Source organism: Thalassotalea euphylliae (assembly GCF_042682785.1).
Taxonomy (GTDB): domain Bacteria; phylum Pseudomonadota; class Gammaproteobacteria; order Enterobacterales; family Alteromonadaceae; genus Thalassotalea_F; species Thalassotalea_F euphylliae.
On the sequence record NZ_JBHUIB010000001.1, the window covers coordinates 37,433 to 55,750 of the forward strand.

Sequence of the window (18,318 nt, forward strand, 5' to 3'; positions counted from 1 at the left end):
TATTGGGTCTACGCCGTTTTCAATGCGTGTTGTTGTTGACTAACCAACTTAATGAAATCTTGTTGACGCATTGGCTTAGCAAAGTGATAACCTTGCCCATAGTGACAACCAATATCGGTTAAGTATTGGGCTTGTTTATGCGTTTCAATGCCTTCGGCAACTACGTTAATGCCAAGTTTTTTCGCCATGACGACGATTGCCTCACAAAGCGCTAATTCATTAGGGTCTGATTCAATCTTCTTAACAAAGCTTCGGTCTATCTTAAGATAATTAGTGGCAAATTTTTTCAAATAACCGAATGACGAATAACCGGTACCAAAGTCATCTATCGCTATTTCAACCCCCATATTTTGCAATGCAGTTACCGTCTCTTGGACGCTACGATCTGACGACATCAACATATTCTCGGTAATCTCTAAGCACAAGGCATTGGTAGGCAGACAATGCTCGGTCAACTTAGTCGCCCAACGTATAATACTCTCACTATTTTTCTTATATTGGAGAGGAGAGGTATTTACACTAATTTGAAAAGATACATCGAAAGCTTTATTCCATTGCGAGAGCAGTTCAATAACGTGCTCAGCCACCCAGTCACCTATGTCTACGATTAGCCCTGTTTCTTCTGCTAATCCAATAAACTCAGATGGCATAATCAGGCCTTTTTCAGGATGGTTCCATCGAATTAATGCTTCGGCTTTTTGTATCTCTTGCGTAAGCAAGCAAACGATAGGTTGAAATTGTACTTCAAATTGATTTTGCTCTACCGCTATACGTAGATCCTCGATCATTTGATAACGTTTATCCGTAGCTTCACGCATAGACTCAGTAAAGAAATGACAACTGTTCCGCCCACCCTGCTTGGCGCCATACATGGCTTGATCTGCATTTCTTAACAAGACATCAATATCTTCACCATCATCAGGGAAAATAGTGACACCAATGCTTACAGAACTGTGAACCATCTTCCCTTTCAAACTAAATGGCGTTGAGAGTGCTTTGGTAATGTGCTCACACACTATTTCAACATCTCTAAGTTCGCCTATATCTGTCATGGTCACAACAAACTCATCACCGCCGAGGCGAGCCACATCGTCGGTAGCACGCAAACACGTTTTTAAACGTTTCGCAATTTCTTGTAAGAAGAGATCACCAACATAGTGACCCTGTGTGTCATTGATATCCTTAAAATGATCCAAATCTAGGAATGCTACCGCGACTCTTTTACTATCACGTTTGGCAACTGCCATAGATTGCTTTAGATGGTCTCGCATCATATTGCGATTAGGTAACCCAGTTAATTGGTCATAGTTTGCTTGGCGCCAAATAAGCTGGTTAGCACGTTCACGCTCTATCGCTAAACTAACCAGATTGGCGACCTGTACTATCAAAGCTGTTTCTTTTTTACTGGGGATTCGCTTAGAGCGATGATAGAAGGCAAATGTTCCGATCGCTTGACCGTTAGAGTCGAATATGGGTTCTGACCAGCACGTTTTTAAATCAAGTTTTGTACACGCATTTCGCCACGCTGGCCATTGATGGCTCACCTGAATATCTTCGACAACAACACGCTCTTTGGACTTGATAGCATAGGCACATGGGTTAACACTGTAAGCGATTGGTAACCCTTCGATACTTTCAACAAACTCAGCGGGAAACGAAGGTGCTGCCCCCACTCTAATGAGTGCGCCAGTTTCATCAACTAAGCTGGTACAGCAGAGCATATCAGGATAGCTGTCTTCCAAGTTAAGGCATAAGCTACTGAGTGCAGTATTAAGATCTGATCCATGAACAATTTTTTCCAACGCTTCGTTTCTCAGCCGCATGACATTCGCGTGATAGGAAATCTTTTTGTGTTGCTTGCCCATTTTTTTGGAAAAAACATACGAGAATACAATGGTAATTAGCGTTGTAGCGAGGAAGGTAAAGCCAGCAGCAATGGTCATGCTATCCATAACCAAATAAAGTAAAATGCTAAGTAACGCTAAACTAATAAAAACAGCAATGGCTGCTGGAAACATAAAGTACGTGGCGATGATAACAGGATAGCTCCAATACAGGGGGAACTGACCTTTGACAGCTACGACGCCACACAAACCGCTAAAGGCAACGGCCACCAGCAGTTTACTGGTTACCTTAATGGAGCGTTGATAAACGGTCATAGCGAAAATGCCCAACATAGAGAGCATGAGCGCGATATCAATACCGAATATTAACCACTCTTGTTCTGTAAAACGAAAGTAGGCAAATGGCGCCAGTACTAGAATGGCAAATACGCTAATAGAAAGCAGCAGAACTTCTTCAGTACTTCGATTTTTATTCTTATTTTCCATATTTGTCTGATTAGTACTTCCTTAACACTACTGTAATCATCCATCATATTGTTGTAAACAACCTAACAATAAAGAAAAGCCAAGAAAATCAGATATATTGTATAATTTTTGTTAAGATAGCGCTTACATTTCGCCCTACAAAAAACTGCATTTACATAAACCATGAGTCGACTCGCCTTTTTGCTTCTGTTCACAACAGCTTGCTTCCATTGTTTTGCACACGATACTGCGCTAAGAGAGCCACCAAAAGGCACGCATGGCCAGTATATAAAAGCTTTGCTTACAGAAGCCTACAAACGTTTAGGGTTAGAAATAGAGTGGCTAACGGTTAATGGCGCTCGCGAATTAAAAATGGCAAGCAACGACACATTAAGCGGCGCCCTTGCGCGAGCACCAGTAATAGAGTCAGACTATCCAGAGTTAATTAGGGTCGATTACCCTATTTTACGTTTTTCTCTTCTGAAAGTGAGCGATACATCACGTTGCGATGAGTGTACAAATGATTCGATAAAGTCAGTGGCACTGGTATCTGGCAGCGTTATTTCGAAAAACTATCTATCAGCATTTAACACCAGCACTGATAAATCTTTTGTGACAAGTCCCAACCAGCTTAACTTACTGTTAACCAAGCAGCGTGTTGACAGTGTTCTTATAATGGATTTTCAGCTAGCTGATGAACTCGCTGCAAACAAGGCGTTGAAAATTGAAGTAGTCGATGAAGAGCTCGATTATCATTATCTTGCACCACATAATGCCGAAATGAAAATGCCTCTAGTAGAAACCTTAAAAGAGATGAAGAAGGAGGGAGTTATCGACGCTTTGGCCAATAAGTTTGCTATTTCTCAATAAGCGCTTTTAGCTCAACAAAATAATCTCTCAACAACACAAGCAGACAACTTGCTACTTTCCTAACGGATAACCTAAAATACAGCTCGACTTTATCAATAATCATAAAAAGGCTCCTTCATGGCATTGCCAGATAAATTTATCTACTCAATGCACCGCGTATCGAAAGTGGTGCCTCCTAAAAGAACCATCTTAAAAGACATCAGTTTATCTTTCTTCCCTGGCGCTAAAATTGGCGTTCTTGGTTTGAACGGTGCTGGTAAGTCAACGTTACTTCGCATCATGGCAGGCGTTGATACTGAATTTGAAGGTGAAGCAAATGCCTTAGCTGGTACAAAAATAGGCTATCTTCCACAAGAACCTCAACTTGATGAAAACCAAACCGTTCGTGAAGCTGTGGAAGAAGCGTTTTCAGAAGTTAAAGACGCGCTTGCACGTTTAGATGCTGTTTATGCTGCTTATGCCGAAGAAGATGCTGACTTTGATGCATTAGCAAAAGAGCAAGGCGAACTAGAAGCAATTATTGCTGCAGGTGACGGACATAACTTGGACAACGCATTGGAAAAAGCTGCTGACGCCTTGCGTTTACCAGAATGGGACCAAAAGATTGGTGTGTTATCTGGTGGTGAGCGTCGTCGTGTTGCGCTTTGTCGTTTATTGTTATCTAAACCAGACATGCTACTACTTGATGAGCCAACCAACCACTTGGATGCAGAGTCTGTTGCGTGGTTAGAGCGCTTCTTACATGACTTCTCTGGTACTGTTGTGGCGATTACCCATGACCGTTACTTCTTAGACAATGTTGCAGGTTGGATTTTAGAACTCGACCGTGGTGAAGGTATTCCATGGGAAGGCAACTACTCTTCTTGGCTAGAGCAAAAAGACGCTCGTTTACAACAAGAAGCGAAAAGTGAAAAGTCTTTACAGAAAACCATCAAGCAAGAACTTGAGTGGGTGCGTCAAAACCCTAAAGCACGACAAGCAAAAAACAAAGCCCGTATGGCGCGCTTTGAAGAGCTTAGTAGTCAAGAAAACCAGAAGCGGAATGAAACTAACGAGTTGTACATTCCACCTGGGCCACGTTTGGGTGACAAAGTGTTAGACGTGAACAACTTAACCAAGTCTTTTGGCAACCGTGTCCTTATTGACGATTTAAGCTTTAGTATTCCAAAAGGCGCTATCGTCGGTATTATCGGTGCCAACGGTGCGGGTAAATCGACACTATTCAAGATGCTTTCGGGTGCAGAACAGCCAGACTCAGGTTCAGTTGAGGTTGGGGAAACGGTCAAACTGGCCAGTGTTGATCAGTTCCGTGACGACATGGACGACAAGAATACGGTGTACCAAGAAATATCTGAAGGTCACGACCTTATTCAAATAGGTGGCTATGAAATTAACTCGCGCGCATACTGTTCTCGCTTTAATTTTAAAGGCAACGACCAACAGAAATTTATCGGCGACCTGTCAGGTGGTGAGCGCAACCGTGTGCATTTAGCCAAGCTTGTGAAAACAGGCGGTAACTTGTTACTACTGGATGAGCCAACCAACGACCTTGACGTTGAGACATTGCGTGCGCTAGAAGAAGCCCTACTCGAATTTCCTGGCTGTGCCATGGTTATCTCGCATGATCGCTGGTTCCTTGACCGTATCGCCACTCACATCATTGATTACCGTGATGAAGGACAAGTGAACTTCTTCGAAGGTAACTTTACTGAATACGACGAATGGTTGAAGAAAACTTTAGGTCCTGAAGCGACCCAACCACATCGCATTAAGTATAAGAAAATTAATTAAAATTTTATTAATTAAAATTTTGAGAATTAAGGCACCTAGGGGTGCCTTTTTTGTCAACACAGGCTATGCTAAGAATTAACCAATGGCAAAACTTGTGGACACAATGGAAAATAGACGACAATTTACGCGCATTCTTTTTTCAATCAAGGCAATGCTTCATGTCGACGACGACACCTTTCCTGTATCCATTCATGATATCTCACTAAATGGTGCGCTAGTGACCTCACCAGAGACTGACCTAGTGCTTAAAGGGAAACTTGGCTCTCTAAATTTCACCCTAGCAGACAATGAATCAGAAGTTGAAATGCACGTTGCCGTTGTTCACCAAGAACCTGACACCATTGGCTTACAGTGTAATGCCATTGATATTGATAGCGTTACTCACCTTCGCCGCCTTGTAGAACTAAACCTTGGCGACGAAAACCAACTAGAAAAAGAACTTTCCCAACTTTCCAAAGCCCAATAACCAAAAACTCAATAATTTTCAGAGGGATCCTTATGCAGCATTTAGTCATTAGTTTTCTAGGTAAGGATAAACCAGGTCTTGTTGATCAATTATCCAACATCGTAAAAAAGCACAATGGTAACTGGCAAAACAGTAGTCTTCATCACTTAAGTGGTTCGTTCGCCGGTGTAATCGAAGTATCTGCGCAAGCTGATGACGCTGAAGCCATAAAAAGCGCGTTAAATGACTTTGCCGACCTTCAGGTATTGTTGCAAACTTCAACCGCTGAAGCGTCGTCAAACGAATCATCTATTACACTTGAACTTACTGCCAACGATAGAGGCGGTATCGTCCAAGACATTTCGTCGGTCGTACATCACCAAGGTGGCAACCTAATAAAATTAGTCAGTAAACAAGGCGCTGCACCCCATACAGGGCAAATGATGTTTCAAGCGAAAGCACAAATTGCCGTCGATGAAGTTAAAATTGACGCGCTAGTTGAAGCACTCGAGAATATTGCAGACGATTTAATGGTTGATATTAGTCGCTAACTCACCGTTTTTATGACACTTTTATGATGAGAGTCATACTAGTGTCATAATATGAATATAGTCTGAAGGTTTTCTGGAAAACTTCCTACGATAGATGAAAGACTCCCGTATATATTTCGATAAGGAACTTAGTTGGCTATCTTTTAATGAGCGGGTGCTACAAGAAGCACAAGACCCTAATGTACCGCTAATTGAACGTATTCGCTTTTTAGGTATCTACTCTTCAAACTTGGATGAATTTTTCCGTGTTCGTGTTGCTAATGTGCGACGCAAAATATTGTTAGCACAAGCGGATATAGAGGACACACAAGCAGATCATAGTGCCGACCAAGAGTTTCTAGACGAAATCATCGAAAAAGTCACTCGCCTCACAGACAAATTCCAACCTATCGCCAACCAAGCATTTAAAGAGCTGGCAGATAACAATATTGAGCTTTTGTTCAATGACGAAAAGTCAAAGGTCTTTAAGAAACAGCTCACTAAAAAACAAAAAAATTGGCTTCAGACCTTTTTCAATCATCAAGTTATTCGCCATATAACGCCTATTATAATCTCTTCAAATACCCACTTAGCCCGCTGTTTGGATGATGATGGTATTTATCTGCTAGTCGGATTAAAGCAAGCCGACGATGTACAACTTGCACTGATTGAAATTCCACGTGAAGAGGTTAACCGTTTCATTATTCTCCCTAAAGATAAAGGAGAAACAGTTCAGCGGGTACTAATGCTAGACGATATTGTTCACTACTTTTTAGATGATATCTTTAGCGGTATTTTTGAGTACGAAGATATAGATGCATATTCAGTTAAACTAACTCGTGATGCTGAGTATGATTTAAATGACGAACTAGACCAAAGCTTACTAGATAAAATGTCGCGAGGCTTAAAACAGCGACTGCATGCGGCTCCAGCTAGACTCGGCTACGACCGTCATATGCCGCAATACATGTTAAAGTTTTTGAAAAAAGCGTTAAAGGTAAGGGATGAAAACAACCTAGTACCCGGCGTTCGTTACCGCCATTTTAAAGACTTCATCAGTTTTCCTAACTTAGGCGATGAATCACTTGAAAAGCAAGAAATAGAAGCACTGGACTCGCAACGTTTTGTGCACTTCAACAATGCTTTTGATGCGATTTCAAACGGCGATGTATTGGTGTACTACCCTTATCATAAATTCCGTCATTTTACTGATTTCGTCCGCCAGGCTTCATATGACCCCGCTGTTACTCATATAAAAATAAATATTTACCGAGTTGCCAAGAAGTCAGAAATCATTCACTCACTGATAGAAGCAGTAAAAAACAGTAAGCAAGTGACCGTTGTAGTTGAGCTCAGAGCGCGCTTTGATGAAGAGGCTAACATCGGCTGGGCGAAGCGAATGAAGGACGCCGGCATTCATGTCGAATTTGGTATTGAATCATTAAAAGTGCATTCTAAACTATGCATTGTTACCCGCATTGAAAATGAAAAAGTGGTGAAGTACGCCCATATTGGTACAGGTAACTTTCACGAAAAAAATGCTCGTATTTACACCGACTTTTCTTTATTTACCAAGCACAAAGAAATAGCACAAGAAGTCGACAACGTATTTTCGTTTATCGCGCACAGTTACAAACGATTTAGGTTCAATCACTTAATTGTTTCACCACTCACTTCTCGTCGTAGACTCTATCAACTTGTCGACAATGAAATTGCTCTGGCGCAAGAAAACAAGGTTGGAGCTATTACCCTCAAAGTAAATAACCTAGTGGACAAGGGGCTCATCGACAGATTATATAAAGCCAGTGCAGCGGGCGTAAAAATACGCATGATAATCCGTGGCATGTGCTCGTTAGTGCCTGGTATTAGTGGCGTTAGTGATAACATTGACATTATTTCGATTGTAGACCAGTTCCTCGAGCACCCACGCGTGATGGTATTTAACAACGATGGCGACCAGCAGGTGTATATCAGCTCTGCTGACTGGATGGAGCGAAATATCGATCAACGAGTAGAAGTAGGTTGTCCTATTTACGATCCCGTGTTAAAAACCAGAATCATTGACGTGTTAAACCTTCAATTTCAAGATAATCAAAAAGCACGAATTATTAACGCCACGCAAGACAACACCTACGTCAAAGCTGGGAAGCAAGAACCCATTAGGTCGCAGATGGCGATATACGACTACCTGCTTGCCCAAGAAAAGTTAGATAAGAAAAACCTGAAAGCATTGGAATAAACTATGAGCATAGAGCCTACCCCAGAACAGCCCGTCAATACCTACCATATAGGCGCCCTGGATATAGGCTCTAATAGTTTTCACTTTGTATTTGCACGCGTCGTTAATGACAACTTACAAATATTACATTCAGAAAAATATCGGGTCCGCCTCGCTCAGGGCTTAGATGAAAACGACGTTCTTGATAACGACGCTATTGAACGAGGGCTAAAAGCACTAAGTGATATTGCCCCTCTCACAGAAAACCTCTCACCCATTAACTTTCGTGTCGTTGCAACGTATACATTAAGACAGGCTAAAAACGCTAAAGCTTTTATTAAAGCCGCTGAAAACGTATTTCCTTTTGAGATTGAAGTCGTTTCTGGGCACGAAGAAGCACGTTTGATTTACCAGGGCGTTGGTCATTATCTTCCGCCCGAAACACAGCGGTTGGTCATCGATATTGGTGGTGGAAGTACCGAATGCGTTATAGGCAAAAACCTCAAGACAAAACAGCTAACCAGTTTAAACATTGGCTGTGTCAGTTTTGCCCGCCAATATTTTCCCAGTGGCGACATCACAACAAAGGCATTTGATAATGCCATCATTCATGCAAAGCAAGAAATAGAGTCTCACATCAAGCGATTTAAAAAAGCCGGTTGGCAAGAAGCACTGGGCACTTCCGGCACCATGAAAGCTTTGTACAACCAGCTCAATCAATTGCGCGGTGAAGATAAGCCTTTTACCCTGAAAGAGTTACATCGACTTAAAGACAAGCTTATAAACTTTGGGCACGCTGACAATATCAAGCTTGATAACCTGAAAGAATCTAGACGTCCAATTATTGCCCCCGGCTTAGCTATAATTATTGGTATTGCTGAGATGCTAGATATTGATAGCTTGGGTTTTTGCGACTACTCCTTAAGAGAGGGTGTATTAAGCGAACAGTTTGAATCTATCACGGTCAAAGATATTCGTGACCGAACAGTTCAAAGTTTAGTGACCCGATTTAACGCGGATCAAAATCAAATTGAAACGGTAGAAAGCGTTGCGATGGACTTGCTTAATCAAGTCGGCGTAATGTGGCAGTTAGATAAAAAAGTTCACAAACAACTACTCGGGTGGGCTATCGCACTCCACGAGATTGGTTACGACATTAACCCGTCGGCTTACCATAAACACAGTAACTACATTATCTTAAATGCTGATATGCCAGGCTTTAACCTTGAACAGCACCATGCTCTAGCATGGCTGGTAGGCAATCAGCGTAAAAAAATACAAGCAGGAGAAGAGTTGCGTAACAACCAACTGAGTGAAGAGGACTTATGCCGCCTTTTAGCTATATTTCGACTTGCTATTTTACTCTGTCAGCAGCGTCAATTAACGGCACAAGCAGAGGTTAAGCTTGTCGCCAATGGAGATAACTTAACATTAAAGTTTAAAGATAGCTGGCTAGATGATAAACCACTTATTGCGGCAGATTTACAGCAAGAAACAAAACAATTAATTCCTTTTAATATTAAGCTCGCCTTTCAATAAGCTCTTTATACTAAAAACGTAAACACAAAAAAGGCCAGCATATGCTGGCCTTTTTTATCGATTAGAAATTAAAGTGATAAACCTAATTTCTTGAATTCTTTTTGAACAACCGAGTTAGGTAGTGGGATGTAACCATCTTTTTCAACAATCTTTTGACCCGATTGTGACATTACCATTTTTAAGAACTCAGCAGTCATTGGGTCTAACGGCTTGTTAGGGTGCTTGTTCACGTAAACGTATAGGTAACGAGACAGAGGGTATTTACCAGACACTGCATTGTCCATGTTAGCTTCAACGAAGTTGTCGCCTTTCTTAGCTAACGGAAGTGCACGTACGCCAGATGTTTTGTAACCGATACCTGAGTAACCAATACCGTTAAGTGATGCTGATACTGATTGTACAACTGATGCTGAACCTGGTTGCTCGTTTACAGTGTTCTTGAAGTCACCCTTACAAAGGCCTTTCTTCTTGAAGTAACCGTAAGTGCCAGATACTGAGTTACGACCGTACAATTGGATATCTTTGTTTGACCACTCGCCAGCTAGACCTAAGTCACCCCAACGGTCAGCATCTTCTGCAGCACCACATTTGCGGTTGCTAGAGAAGATAGCATCGATTTGGTCGATACGTAATCCTTCGATTGGGTTGTCTTTGTGAACGAATACCGCTAATGCGTCAATTGCAACACGAACAGCTGTAGGCTTGTAACCGTAACGCTTTTCGAATGACTCGATTTCACGTGATTTCATTTTACGGCTCATTGGACCTAAGTTTGAAGTTGCTTCTGTCAACGCAGGTGGAGCAGTAGAAGAACCAGCAGCTTGAATTTGAATGTTTACGTTAGGGTAAGTACGTTTAAATTCTTCTGCCCAGAATGTCATCATGTTAGCTAATGTATCTGAACCTACAGAAGATAAGTTACCAGAGATACCGCTTGTTTTTTGGTATACAGGTAAATCTTTGTCGATAGCAGCTGCAGAAAAACTAACTAAGCTTGCTAAACCAATTGCGCTTAATGCACGTTTGAAACTCATAATAATCTCCAATGAGCGTATATTTATGTTAAACAGCAAAGCTGCTTGAGCACCCTTTTCAAGTATGACTCAAACGGCTTATGTGTAAGATTTGTGACTACTATATAAAGCAATTGTGACGATTATATTTCCACTTTATTACACTTATATTACAGCCAGACATATTACGAAAATAGAGTAGATGAAGAAAAAAACGAAGTGAGCACGCTAGGTCAAGTACCTTAACGTGCTGTTATATAGAGGTTTTACAATTCCACAACAGAACTTTCGGCAAAAACAATCGAAAATTCACTCCCCTTGCGCCACTCACTGCTGATAATGAGTTCGGCATTATGATGATGCAGGACATGTTTCACTATCGCTAAACCCAAGCCAGATCCTCCAGTATTGCGAGAACGTGATTTGTCGACGCGATAGAAACGCTCAGTTAGACGATTAACATCTTCCGGGCGAATACCTGGTCCGTTATCTTTCACTGTGAATTTCGCTTTATTACCAAAGCGTTGCCAACTTATCGTAATCTTACCGTTGGCTTGCGTGTAGGCAACAGCGTTCGAAATCAGATTTGCAAAAGCACTTTTAATTTCTGTATCAACACCCAATACACCAACTCTGTCATCAAAATCAGCGGTTATTTCATGGTGTTTTTCTTGATTGAGCCAGTGGGCATCTTTCATCAACTGATTCAGCATATCAGGCACAACAAGCACTTGCTTGGTTTCATCTTCCGTATTGACTTCAACACGAGAGAGCACTAGCAATTGCTCAACCAAGCGATCCATACGCGTTACTTGGTTTTCGATAGTATTAAAAGCTTGTTGCCAGTGGGCATCAAACTCTCCATCTGTTGCCTGTATCATTTCTACGTAACCGCGAACCACTGTAAGTGGCGTTTTCAATTCATGTGATACATTAGCCACAAAATCCCTGCGCATCTCTTCGACACGGTGTACTTTAGATACATCGCGTGCGAGCAACAGAATATGTTCTTGTCCATAATCCATGAAACGCAGTTCAAGCTGAATTTCAGCGTTTACGGGGCTGGCAAGCATACAAGGTAACTCAAATTTTGCCTTCTCTAGGTATTCTGCAAACTCTGGAGCACGTAACAAATTGTCTATACGTTGTCCCTGATCACTGGGCCAGCGAACGCCTAGCAAACGTGCGGCACGCTTGTTCGCCCATTGAATCGTTAGGTCCTGGCCCATGACGATCCCTGCATCAGGAATGGCTTCCGCACCATCTCTAAAACGTCTCAAACGCTCGTTAAGGCGTTTTTGCTTACGACGATATTTACGAACTAGTCGATCTAGGCCGTCAAATAAGCGACCCCAAGTCCCTTGAGCGTCTGGTGGTGAGATAGACTTTGTCTTCCAAAGCCAAGTTGATAGCAAAAAGATATGCTTGTATTGATATGCAATGATAGCCAAAGCAGCTAGCAGCATTACTAACAAAATGTGCCCTACTAGGAAACCTAATAGAGCACTTATTGAGAAAATCAGGATCAGTCGAGAGACTACTTGACGGATCGAAAGTCTAAATGGCATACAGCTAATTAATTACCTTTCCAGAAAAACGGTAGCCGGCTCCTCGGACAGTCTGGATGAAATCATCATGACCGTGGCCAGAGATTGCTTTGCGTAAGCGACGAATATGTACATCTACAGTGCGGTCTTCAACGTATACATTTGTACCCCAAACGTTATCTAGCAGCTGCTCGCGAGAGTATACACGCTCAGTGTGTGTCATGAAAAAGTGCAATAAACGAAACTCGGTTGGGCCAAGGTCTAAGTCTTCGTTGTTGATCGTAACACGGTGTGCAACAGGATCTAACTTCATACCATGGAACTCAATCGCTTCTTCGAGCGCAGTAGGCGATACTCGACGAATAACTGCCTTGATACGTGCTATTAGCTCTTTCGGCGAGAAAGGCTTAGTCACGTAATCGTCTACACCCGCATCAAAACCTTTCACCTTGTCTTCTTCGTCTGCTCGCGCAGTTAACATGATGATAGGAATATTACGTGTATATTCATTTTGCTTCAAAGTTTTTGCTAGCTTCACACCAGTGCCGCCAGGCAACATCCAATCCAGAAGAATCAGGTCAGGGTATGGCTCTTCGACTTTACTCATCGCTTGATCGATATCTTGTGCTTCAATAGCATTAAAACCATTTTGCTCAAGCACAAATGTGATCATTTCCCTGATTGGTGCTTCGTCCTCAACTACTAATATTTGTCTGTTCATTCAAAATGTACCTGAATTAACCTAATTAACCCTTGTGATTAAGAACATTGTGATAAACTTTGATTACACTTTTATGACATCAAAAGCATTAAATGAAATGATTATGTAATATCGAAAATTACGCAAGAAAAAAGCCGCTTAAAGCGACTTTTTTATTTTAACTTAAAATAGGTTCGAATTAGAACTTGTATTCAATACCTACCGCTGCGTAGTCTTCATCTGCACCGCTGTCCATGTCGAACGTCGTGTAGAAAGCAAACAACTTAGTGCTTTTAGCTAGCTTGTAGTCAGCACCTAAAGTGAAACCACTCTTGTCATCACCGCCATCCGTATCTGCTGTTTGAAGTTGACCTTTTAATGACAACTCTTTTGTTAGGCCATATTTTGCAGAAACTAGGAAACCATCAGTTTCAGCACCGCCATCAACAGGTTCTTGGTTGTGTACAATTGCACCTAGTGTGAAACCTGCAACTTTACCAGATACAGTAGCACGCATTGTGTCATAACCTTTTACTTCTGAGTCTACAGCTACAGAAGCGAATAGTTTAGATTTTTTAAGGCCTGGGTCACCGTAGAATACAGCTGCTGAGATACCGTCTTCAGCGTCAACACTGTCTTCTGCAATGTACGTTAAACCAAGTTGGAAACCTGAGAATTTTGGTGATTTGTATGTCAAGCTGTCTGACATACGGTTTTCACCTTTCCAAAGGTTTTTGATGTCGCCGTTAAGGTCGTTAAATTGGTCAACTTTACCTTGAGACTGCTTCAATACTGTATCGTTTTTACCGATAAGTACTTCACCGAAGTTACCTTTTAGACCTACATACTGGTTACGATCATCAATGTTGTCATCGCTATCACCATCCATGTCTACTTGGAATTCAGCCTTGTAAACCACTGAAAGGCCGTTACCTAGATCGTGAGTACCTTTTAAACCGATGCGTGACGCGTTGCTTTTAATTTCTGTGAAAGAGCCGTCACCTTCATCTGAGCTTTGCAACGTTAAGTTAGCTTTACCGTATACATCTACAGTAGCTGCCGATGCAGCAAATGAAGAGGCTGATAGAACCGCTAATGCGATTGCTTGCTTAGTGAATTTCATAATTATACCTTTCAAGTCATGAGGTCATGTAATTGCCGCGCATTGTGACAACCCTTTATGACACTTTTATTACACTGTGTACTTTTTTTTAAGGTTTAGTTACTTTTTGATGTAACTTTTATGTAACTCTTGTTTCATTATTGCTACAAAATAATGACAACTTAACACTGTAAGTCACTATTTATACGACTAAATATAGTAAAAAATGTAGGTTTCGCCGCTTTGCTAGTGTGAAAACAGCAAGTTAGCTAATAAAAAGTCTGTTAAGCTGAAGCAAAATGTCTAAAATCAATAAGCAAGGTTTCAAATTCAAGGGCAGTAAATGAAAGTTACCAGTATTTCTCGCAAGCTATTGTCACGTGTACTCTCGCTCTACTTCTTATTGACGCTTATCGTTACTGGCGTGCAAATTTTTGCAGAATACTTTAATGCTAAAAGCCATATTAACAGCGAACTACTTACCCTAGAACAAACCTTTAGTGGCAGTCTGACCCGAGCGGTATGGGAATTAAATACCCAACAAGCGATTGATATTGCCAACGGACTGGTCGCCATTCCAATGATTAAAGGCATAAAAGTCACGGATGAAAACAACCAAGTCATCACACAGCTTGGTGAAATCGGTGATGACCTGTCTTTCGACTATCAACAAGCTTCTGAAAACAGCAACACCACAAATATGAATGCGATTTCGGGCCGATTATTCGGCCACACATTCCCACTAATATTTGAGTTTTCAGGGCGAACGACTAAGGTCGGCACGGTTACCCTACTGTCGAGTAACGAAGTTATTTTCGACCGTATAGAAGTGGGCCTGTATTTCCTTATAGGCAATGCAATGGTGAAAACAGCTGCCCTAGTATTTCTGTTCTCACTAGCCTTCAACAAATTACTAACTACGCCACTGAACGAGTTGACTGACCAAATAAACCAACTCGACTTGGAAGACCCAGAAGCATCTAAATTACATACCATGAGCTTCGAGAAGAATGAGTTAAATGTGTTAGAGGACGCCTACAACAACCTCATTGACGAGCTTGTGCAATTCAAAGAAAAGCTTGCCTTTGCTCAAGGGGAACTCGTTAATGCCAATCAGCGTTTAGACGAGCAGAACTTACTGTTAGAGCAAGAAGTAGCTAAGAAAACATCATCACTGAGCACCACTATGTTGAAAATGGAAATGCAACAACGTGAACTACTTCAGCAACAAGACAAGTTAACGGATGAAAACAATCGTCGCCGCCAAACAGAGTTAACATTAACGCAAACCAACAGAGACTTAAAAGAGTCAGTCTTAGAGTTAAACAAGGCACAAGAGCGCTTATTGGATGCCGAAAAAATGGCGGTACTTGGTAATTTGTCGGCAGAGGTTTCTCACGAAATTAACACACCGATAGGTGTAAGCATAACCTCGACAAGTTATTTGGCCGATTTACTCGGTAAGATCAAGCAAGATGTTGAACAGCAATCAATCACAAAACGCGGTATGGAAGAGTTCATCAAAAATGCGAATCAAAGTGTTGAGTTGCTCATGAACAACTTATCACGGGCGTCTGAGCTAATTTCAAGTTATAAGCAAGTGGCTGTCGACCAAACCAGTGACAAAATTCGCCAAATCAATCTTGCAAAATATGTCGATGAGATAATCCAATCGCTGCACCCTAAGCTCAAGAAAACTAGTCACAGTGTCAAAGTAAATTGTCCCGACAATATAGATGTGCACGTTCATGCTGGTGCTATCGCTCAGATTATCACGAATTTAATCATTAACTCGATAATCCACGGTTTTGAGAATATGAATCGCGGCGAAATTAGAATCGATATCAGTTATCAAAACGACATGGTTCGCTTACGCTATCATGACAACGGTAAAGGTGTGCCAAAGGATGCCTTACCTAAGTTGTTTGATCCGTTTTATACCACCAAAGCATCTGACGGCGGTTCAGGTCTTGGAACACATATTATCCACTCCCTAGTCACCGACACCTTGGGCGGCAAAATTGATGTTATAAGTGATGTTGGCCAAGGCATTACTTTCGATATCGAATTTGCCAATATGCGATAAATTGCCTAAGTATTTAACGCACTTTTGCGACTCATCAGTTAACGGATGATCCTCAGATCTATTTAAGGTATGATGCCGTCCGTTAAAAAATTCTCTCCGTAAAAAGGAACGCATTCATGTGGTTTAAAAACCTATACTTCTTTGCTTTCACTCGTCCATTTGAGTGGTCTGAGCAAGACTTAGAAAAACACTTAGGTGAGCATCCTTACACGCCTTGTAAATCAACAGAGCAGTCTCACTTTGGTTGGGTGAATGCATTAGGCAAGCACGGCAATACCTTAGTGCACGCTGCAAACGGAAACTTCCTTCTTTGTGCACGTAAAGAAGAGAAAATGTTACCTGCACCGGTCATTAAAGAAATGCTTGAAGAACGCTGTGCGAAGTTAGAAGAAGAACACGGCCGTAGCGCAACAAAGAAAGAAAAAGAACAATTCAAAGAAGATATTACGTTTGAATTATTACCTCGCGCGTTTAGCCGCATTAATGACACCCATGGCTATATATCGCCTGCTCACAACTTGATTGTGATCAACTCAAGCTCTCGAGGTAAAGCAGAAGATTTTCTCGCACTGCTTCGTAAAGTTCTTGGCACCTTGCCTGTGACAAGTTTTAGCCCTGATCAAGCACCAGATGAAATCATGACTGATTGGATCACCGAGCAAAACTTAGGTGATAACTTCCAACTAGGTATGGAAGCAGAATTTAATGCATTAGGTGATGACGGAGCAGTCATTCGCGTTAAAAACCAAGACCTTACTAGTGAAGAAATTAAAAACCACATCGATAATGAGAAGTTCGCCGTTAAGATTGCATTAGAGTGGGATGACGCGATGTCATGTATCTTATGTGATGATTTAGCCGTGAAAAAATTAAAGTTCTTTGATGTATTGCACGAGCAAAACGACGATATCGATAAAGACGATATTATCGCTCGTCTCGATGCAGACTTTGCATTGATGGCAGGTGAAACAAACCGCTTTATTGTTGATTTGTTAGCGCAGTTCTCTTTAAAGACGACAGATTATCTTGATGAAGATAGCAAGTAATATTGCTGAACCATCCAATAAAAAAGGCGCTACAGCGCCTTTTTTATTAGGTGAACATTTAGCATTTAGCTAAACATCGATCTTGCACCCTCGTACATTTCTTTGAATTCATCCGAATCCATAAAGTTTTCATCCGGCAAAATGTCTTTCGCTACAAAGCTCCGTAAAAGTGCTTCTTGTGTCGACGGATTTTTAAATACGCCATGGTAAATAGCACCCGCACGAATAAAGTCTAGGTAATGCGCTTCAGACGGCAATATTGTCAGGTCACTCCAACTTTCTACTAGTACAGTAAACTCTTCAGAAAATCCCCATGCTTTAGTCACTTCTGCACCTACTTTACTACCAAGTTTGATAATAGCCTGTTGCAAAAAGGTCGGGTTTGCAAAGACGTCTTGATGCTTTTCCGCCTCTGTTAAAATAGGTAGCACACCAATGTTGTGAATCAGGGCAGCTAAAGTCAATGTGTCTAGTGTTAGTGATGTATGTTTATGCTCTTTTGTAAAAAAGGTCATCAAAGCAATTGCTACCGATGCAACGTCAACTGTCTTTTCCCAAGACTTTTTCAAGTACATGGCGACAATATCATTTTCCGACACAAACACCTGCTCAATTGCCATTGCGGTTGCGATACTTTTAATTTGGCGTAAGCCTATCCTAGTCACAGCTTGGTTCACTGTCTCAACTTTCACAGAGCGGCCCATTACCGCACTATTTGCCACTTTCAACATACCCAGTGACAACGCTGGATCCTGCGCAATGATGTCACTCATTTGATTCAAATTAATCTCGGGATCGTCAGCCGCTTCTCGAACTTTTAAAGCAATTTCAGGTAAGGTAGGTAAAACCAGTGCATCTTGTTTTATTTTTTCAACAAGTATGGTGTAAAGCGCGTTCTCTGTTGACATATAGTATCCTTGTTGCTCGCAGGCTTAATTAAAAGTTAGCACAAAAACAATTCGATAAGCTAATAATTTTCAAGCGTTATTTTCAAAATAGTTGAGAAGTGTTACAGCTCAACTATTTCAAGCGCTGTAACAAGTTTGATTCAAATCAAGCAAAGCGCAAATAACGTGAATATTGATTGCCCTAACCTCTCTGCTGCCTAAAATATACACATTT

Annotated in this window: 14 protein-coding genes; 8 read left to right on the plus strand and 6 right to left on the minus strand. The window is 41.4% G+C overall.

Translation table 11 applies throughout. The features are described from left to right. Nucleotides 1-8: 8 nt before the first annotated feature. Nucleotides 9-2,330: a bifunctional diguanylate cyclase/phosphodiesterase gene (locus ACFSJY_RS00170; protein WP_386029877.1), complete on the minus strand. Its 2,322-nt coding sequence runs from the start codon at nucleotides 2,328-2,330 to the stop codon at nucleotides 9-11. 162 nt (nucleotides 2,331-2,492) lie between these two features. Between ACFSJY_RS00170 and ACFSJY_RS00175 the strand changes: the two genes are divergently transcribed. From ACFSJY_RS00175 to ACFSJY_RS00200, 6 genes are all read left to right on the plus strand, one after another. Next, nucleotides 2,493-3,179 (plus strand): hypothetical protein, encoded by a 687-nt coding sequence (locus tag ACFSJY_RS00175; RefSeq protein ID WP_386029879.1) that lies wholly within the window; start codon nucleotides 2,493-2,495, stop codon nucleotides 3,177-3,179. Between the two features lie 117 nt (nucleotides 3,180-3,296). Further along, nucleotides 3,297-4,970: an energy-dependent translational throttle protein EttA gene (gene ettA / locus ACFSJY_RS00180; protein WP_386029881.1), complete on the plus strand. Its 1,674-nt coding sequence runs from the start codon at nucleotides 3,297-3,299 to the stop codon at nucleotides 4,968-4,970. An 82-nt stretch (nucleotides 4,971-5,052) separates the two neighbouring features. Further along, nucleotides 5,053-5,436: a PilZ domain-containing protein gene (locus ACFSJY_RS00185; protein WP_386029883.1), complete on the plus strand. Its 384-nt coding sequence runs from the start codon at nucleotides 5,053-5,055 to the stop codon at nucleotides 5,434-5,436. 32 nt (nucleotides 5,437-5,468) lie between these two features. After that, complete coding sequence (locus tag ACFSJY_RS00190; protein WP_386029885.1) at nucleotides 5,469-5,966, plus strand: glycine cleavage system transcriptional repressor; 498 nt, start codon at nucleotides 5,469-5,471, stop codon at nucleotides 5,964-5,966. A 94-nt stretch (nucleotides 5,967-6,060) separates the two neighbouring features. Further along, nucleotides 6,061-8,184 carry a polyphosphate kinase 1 gene (ppk1, locus tag ACFSJY_RS00195; protein WP_386029887.1) on the plus strand — a complete coding sequence of 708 codons (2,124 nt, stop codon included), beginning with the start codon at nucleotides 6,061-6,063 and terminating at the stop codon, nucleotides 8,182-8,184. A 3-nt stretch (nucleotides 8,185-8,187) separates the two neighbouring features. Next, the gene (locus ACFSJY_RS00200) at nucleotides 8,188-9,702 is read left to right on the plus strand and encodes a Ppx/GppA phosphatase family protein (protein WP_386029889.1); all 1,515 of its coding nucleotides are present in this window, start codon (nucleotides 8,188-8,190) and stop codon (nucleotides 9,700-9,702) included. A gap of 68 nt (nucleotides 9,703-9,770) precedes the next feature. On the opposite strand, the gene ACFSJY_RS00205 is transcribed toward ACFSJY_RS00200, so the two are convergent. The 4 genes from ACFSJY_RS00205 to ACFSJY_RS00220 all read right to left on the minus strand — a co-directional run bounded on the left by ACFSJY_RS00205 (nucleotide 9,771) and on the right by ACFSJY_RS00220 (nucleotide 14,085). Continuing rightward, nucleotides 9,771-10,736: a PstS family phosphate ABC transporter substrate-binding protein gene (locus ACFSJY_RS00205; RefSeq protein ID WP_386029891.1), complete on the minus strand. Its 966-nt coding sequence runs from the start codon at nucleotides 10,734-10,736 to the stop codon at nucleotides 9,771-9,773. Between the two features lie 245 nt (nucleotides 10,737-10,981). Next, complete coding sequence (gene phoR, locus ACFSJY_RS00210; protein WP_386029893.1) at nucleotides 10,982-12,283, minus strand: phosphate regulon sensor histidine kinase PhoR; 1,302 nt, start codon at nucleotides 12,281-12,283, stop codon at nucleotides 10,982-10,984. Between the two features lie 4 nt (nucleotides 12,284-12,287). Then, nucleotides 12,288-12,983 (minus strand): phosphate regulon transcriptional regulator PhoB, encoded by a 696-nt coding sequence (phoB, locus tag ACFSJY_RS00215; RefSeq protein WP_386029895.1) that lies wholly within the window; start codon nucleotides 12,981-12,983, stop codon nucleotides 12,288-12,290. A 178-nt stretch (nucleotides 12,984-13,161) separates the two neighbouring features. After that, nucleotides 13,162-14,085 carry a porin gene (locus ACFSJY_RS00220; RefSeq protein WP_386029897.1) on the minus strand — a complete coding sequence of 308 codons (924 nt, stop codon included), beginning with the start codon at nucleotides 14,083-14,085 and terminating at the stop codon, nucleotides 13,162-13,164. 322 nt (nucleotides 14,086-14,407) lie between these two features. Between ACFSJY_RS00220 and ACFSJY_RS00225 the strand changes: the two genes are divergently transcribed. Together ACFSJY_RS00225 and rdgC are read left to right on the plus strand one after the other, a co-directional pair. Continuing rightward, nucleotides 14,408-16,150, plus strand: coding sequence for a sensor histidine kinase (locus ACFSJY_RS00225; protein WP_386029899.1), 1,743 nt, complete (start codon nucleotides 14,408-14,410; stop codon nucleotides 16,148-16,150). Between the two features lie 116 nt (nucleotides 16,151-16,266). After that, entirely contained in the window at nucleotides 16,267-17,196 is a 930-nt protein-coding gene (gene rdgC, locus ACFSJY_RS00230; RefSeq protein WP_386029901.1) for a recombination-associated protein RdgC, read from the plus strand. Between the two features lie 65 nt (nucleotides 17,197-17,261). Here the strand turns inward: rdgC and ACFSJY_RS00235 are convergent, their stop codons facing one another. Further along, complete coding sequence (locus ACFSJY_RS00235; RefSeq protein ID WP_386029903.1) at nucleotides 17,262-18,104, minus strand: HDOD domain-containing protein; 843 nt, start codon at nucleotides 18,102-18,104, stop codon at nucleotides 17,262-17,264. Nucleotides 18,105-18,318: the final 214 nt, after the last annotated feature.

What these genes read in the sequence shown, in the direction of transcription:
- ACFSJY_RS00170 (WP_386029877.1), bottom strand. Translation starts at nt 2,330, where the DNA reads ATGGAAAATAAGAATAAAAATCGAAGTACTGAAGAAGTTCTGCTGCTT.
- ACFSJY_RS00175 (WP_386029879.1), top strand. Translation starts at nt 2,493, where the DNA reads ATGAGTCGACTCGCCTTTTTGCTTCTGTTCACAACAGCTTGCTTCCAT.
- ettA (WP_386029881.1), top strand. Translation starts at nt 3,297, where the DNA reads ATGGCATTGCCAGATAAATTTATCTACTCAATGCACCGCGTATCGAAA.
- ACFSJY_RS00185 (WP_386029883.1), top strand. Translation starts at nt 5,053, where the DNA reads ATGGCAAAACTTGTGGACACAATGGAAAATAGACGACAATTTACGCGC.
- ACFSJY_RS00190 (WP_386029885.1), top strand. Translation starts at nt 5,469, where the DNA reads ATGCAGCATTTAGTCATTAGTTTTCTAGGTAAGGATAAACCAGGTCTT.
- ppk1 (WP_386029887.1), top strand. Translation starts at nt 6,061, where the DNA reads ATGAAAGACTCCCGTATATATTTCGATAAGGAACTTAGTTGGCTATCT.
- ACFSJY_RS00200 (WP_386029889.1), top strand. Translation starts at nt 8,188, where the DNA reads ATGAGCATAGAGCCTACCCCAGAACAGCCCGTCAATACCTACCATATA.
- ACFSJY_RS00205 (WP_386029891.1), bottom strand. Translation starts at nt 10,736, where the DNA reads ATGAGTTTCAAACGTGCATTAAGCGCAATTGGTTTAGCAAGCTTAGTT.
- phoR (WP_386029893.1), bottom strand. Translation starts at nt 12,283, where the DNA reads ATGCCATTTAGACTTTCGATCCGTCAAGTAGTCTCTCGACTGATCCTG.
- phoB (WP_386029895.1), bottom strand. Translation starts at nt 12,983, where the DNA reads ATGAACAGACAAATATTAGTAGTTGAGGACGAAGCACCAATCAGGGAA.
- ACFSJY_RS00220 (WP_386029897.1), bottom strand. Translation starts at nt 14,085, where the DNA reads ATGAAATTCACTAAGCAAGCAATCGCATTAGCGGTTCTATCAGCCTCT.
- ACFSJY_RS00225 (WP_386029899.1), top strand. Translation starts at nt 14,408, where the DNA reads ATGAAAGTTACCAGTATTTCTCGCAAGCTATTGTCACGTGTACTCTCG.
- rdgC (WP_386029901.1), top strand. Translation starts at nt 16,267, where the DNA reads ATGTGGTTTAAAAACCTATACTTCTTTGCTTTCACTCGTCCATTTGAG.
- ACFSJY_RS00235 (WP_386029903.1), bottom strand. Translation starts at nt 18,104, where the DNA reads ATGTCAACAGAGAACGCGCTTTACACCATACTTGTTGAAAAAATAAAA.